Below are 693 nucleotides of genomic sequence, written 5' to 3'. Positions count from 1 at the left end.
GGGGGGGCCGATGCCCTGGCGCGGCAGGTGGCCGCTACCTTGGGAGCCCAGCCGGTTCTCACCTCTGCTTCCGAGGGGCTGGGGATCCCGCCTTTGGATTTGCTGGGGGATCCCTACGGCTGGCGGCGGGGCGCTGGAGATTGGAACGGGGTGGCAGCCGCCTTGACGCGGGGAGAGCCGGTGGCCGTTCACCAGACCTGCGGCACGCGGCTTTGGCGACAAGCTTGGCCGGCAGATCATCCCCTAGTGGCCTCCTCTCCTCCCCATCCCGTTGCCCAGATCTGGATTGGGGAATACCTCTCCCCTCCCACGGGGATCCCGACAGTGCACTGGCATCCGCGGGTGCTGTGGGTGGGGGTGGGCTGCGAGCGGGGCACCACCCGCGCTTGGCTAGAGGGATCCCTGCGCCGCCTGCTGCAGGCCCAGGGGCTGGCGTTCGAGGCCATTGCCGGCCTGGCCACCCTAGAGCTCAAGCAAGACGAGCCGGGTCTTTTGGAGCTGGCTCAGGCCCACGGCTGGCCCATTGAGTTTTTCCCGGCAGAGGCTTTGGCCGGGATCCCGGTTCCCCACCCTTCGGAGGCCGTTCGGCAGGCGGTGGGCACCCCCTCGGTAGCGGAGGCGGCTGCCCTCTTGGCAGCTCAGACTTGTCAGACTTGGGGAAGAGGTGACAAGGTTCCTGAGAGGCCATCCTGT

General features: G+C 68.4%; 1 protein-coding gene. It reads left to right on the top strand.

The genetic code is table 11. From position 1 onward, the window contains the following. Window positions 1–693 (top strand): cobalamin biosynthesis protein (locus NW856_RS12250; RefSeq protein ID WP_414400496.1); only part of this gene is annotated, 693 nt, incomplete at both ends.

The organism is Synechococcus sp. R3-13 (assembly GCF_047462195.1).
Classification (GTDB): Bacteria; Cyanobacteriota; Cyanobacteriia; order Thermostichales; family Thermostichaceae; genus Thermostichus.
The sequence above is the reverse complement of the archived record's forward strand: the minus strand, read 5'-3'. Positions and strand labels throughout refer to the sequence as shown.